The following is a 2842-nucleotide window of genomic DNA, read 5'->3' as shown; positions in this document are numbered from 1 at the left end:
GCGTCCGCATCACCCCCCACACCCCCACCACCACCTGGCTCCACACCCTCCAGAATTCACTTACCGAGGCCCGCCAGCACGAGCACCTGCCCCTGCCCCGGGTCCAAGCGCTCTCGGAACTGCCGAGTGACACCCCGTTGTTCGACAGCCTGGTCGTGTTCGAGAACTACCCGGTGGAGGAGGGCTCGGCCGAGGAACACGGCCTGAAGGTCCTCGACGTCACCGCCGAGGAAGCCACCAACTACCCGCTGACCCTGGTCGCCTACGACGGTGAACGCATCGACACCCAGCTGCGGTACGACCCGGCCCTGTTCACCGCACGGACGGCCGAGCGTCTACTGAGCCATCTCGCCCTGCACCTCGAGTCCTTGGTCACCGCACCCGAGGAGCCGCTGCTCACCCTGCCGTTGCAGACCGGCGACGAGCACGACCAGATCACCGCATGGGGCGAGAGCGCCTCCTCACCGGAAGCTCTCACCCTCGTCGAACTGTTCTCCGAACAGGTACGGCTCCGTCCCGATGCCACCGCACTCGTCGGCGAGGACGTGGAGTGGACCTACGCCGAACTGGATGCGCGCAGCACCGATCTCGCCCTTCGCCTGTGCCGGCTCGGCGTCGGTCGCGGCTCGGTGGTCGGTGTCTCGCTCCGGCGCGGTCCCGGCCTCGTCACCGCACTGCTCGCGGTGGTCAAGGCCGGTGCCGCCTATCTGCCCATCGACCCCGACTACCCGGTCGAACGCCAGGACTTCGTCGTGGGCGACTCCGGAGTACAGCTCCTGATCGCGGAGGAAGGCGATGTCGAGCGGCCGGGACCGTCCACAGCACCGCGGGTGAGCCTTTCCGGGTTGGCCACCGAGCCGGTACCCGAGGGTGCGGCCGCACCGGCCGCCCCCGGCCCGGACGACCTCGCCTATCTCATCTACACGTCCGGATCGACCGGTGCCCCGAAGGGCACGATGGTCTCCCACCGAGGCATCGGTGATTTCGCCGCCTCCATGACCGAGCGTTTCGGCACCGAACCCGGTTCCCGAGTCCTGCAACTGGCTTCCTCCAGCTTCGACGCCTCGGTGATGGAGGTCCTGATGGCCTTCGGCTCGGGAGGCACCCTGGTGGTGCCCGGACCGGGCCCCCTGGTCGGTGAGGAGTTGGCGCACGTGTTGCTGCGCCACCGCATCGGCCTCACCATCATTCCGCCCTCCGTCCTGGCGTCGGTGCCGACCGGTGACTTCCCCGACCTGCGCACACTGGTGGTCGGCGCGGAGGCTTGCCCCGCCGAGCTGGTCAACCGCTGGGCCCCGGGCCGTCGGATGGTGAACGCCTACGGGCCCACCGAGATCACCATCGCCGCCTCGCTCAGCGACCCTCTTTCCCCCGGCCGGACCCCGCCGATCGGTCGGCCCGTCCGAGGTACCCGATTGCACGTCCTCGATCATCTCCTGCGACCGGTCCCGGTCGGAGTGGTCGGTGAACTGTACGTCGGTGGTGCGGGTGTGGCCCGCGGTTACCACGGCCGCCAAGGACTGACCGCGCAGCGGTTCGTCGCCGACCCCTTCGGGTCCGGCGGGCGCCTCTACCGCACCGGCGACCTCGTCCGGTGGAACGGCGACGGCCAACTGGAGTACGTCGGCCGTGCCGACGCGCAGGTCAAGATCCGGGGCCTTCGCATCGAACCGGGTGAGGTGGAATCGGCGCTGGTCGCGCTGCCCGGTGTTCGCGAGGCCGCGGTCACGGTCCGCCGGGACGCGCCTGGCGGGCCGGCGTTGGTCGGTTACGTGGCGGGCGGTGCCGACCCCGCCGAGGTGCGGGAGCAGCTCGCCCGGACGTTGCCGAGGCATCTGGTCCCAGCGCTCGTGGTTCCGGTGGAGGCCGTCCCGCTCACCCCCAACGGCAAGACCGACCACCGGGCGTTGCCCGCTCCGGACTGGTCGGCGATGGCCGGAGGCGAGTACGTGGCTCCGCGTTCCCGGGTGGAGCGGGAGCTGGCCGAGGTGTTCGCCTCCGTGCTGGGCACCGAGAAGGTCGGCGCGCACGACGACTTCTTCGCCCTGGGCGGCGACTCCATCCTCAGCATCCAGCTGGTCTCCCGCGCCCGCCGGGCCGGCATCACCCTGACCTCCAAGCAGGTCTTCTCCCACCCCAGTGTCGCGGCCCTGGCCCAGGTCGCCCGGACCGAACAGGAGACCGAACCCTCCTGGACCGGCCCGGTCTCCGGACCACTGCCCGCCACCCCCATCATGCGGTGGTTCCTGGACTCGCGGGAGGACTCCGCGGACGGGTTCGTGATGTCGGTGCTGCTGGAGCTGGCGGAGGACGTCGACACCGGTGCGCTGTCCCGGATGGCCGATGCGCTCCTGGAACACCACGACATGCTCCGGCTCCGCGTGACCGAGGAGGGGACGCAGATCCTGGCGCAGGAGGCCGGCCCGGTCCTGGAGACCGTCGCGGGCCTGGACGATGCCACGGTGCGCGAGCACACGCAACGCGTCAGGGAGGAGATCGATCTGGCCGATGGGCCGGTGGTGCGGATGGTGTTGTTCACCGGCCGGAACACGCCCCGCCTGCTCATCACCGCCCCCCACCTGGTCGTGGACGGCGTCTCCTGGCGCATCCTGCTCCAGGACCTGACCACCGCCCACCACCAGATCACCCACGGCCACCCCATCGACCTGGGCCCCCGCACCACACCCTTCCCCGTCTGGGCCGACCACCTGGCCGGTTCCGTGCGCGAAGGCCACTTCGACGGCGAAGTCGAACACTGGGCACACCTGACCGGGGTTCCGGTGGAAGTACCCCGCGACCGGGACCACGACGGCAACGGCCCCGTGCACTCCCAACACACCGT

General features: G+C 70.4%; 1 protein-coding gene. It reads left to right on the top strand.

Translation table 11 applies throughout. The annotated features are described in order from the left end of the window. Positions 1–2842 (top strand): non-ribosomal peptide synthetase (locus D473_RS25335; protein WP_152436919.1); only part of this gene is annotated, 2842 nt, incomplete at both ends.

Origin of the sequence: Nocardiopsis xinjiangensis YIM 90004 (assembly GCF_000341145.1) — a bacterium.
Classification (GTDB): domain Bacteria; phylum Actinomycetota; class Actinomycetes; order Streptosporangiales; family Streptosporangiaceae; genus Nocardiopsis; species Nocardiopsis xinjiangensis.
Note: the sequence above shows the minus strand (reverse complement) of the source record. Positions and strands in the feature narration are given on the sequence as shown.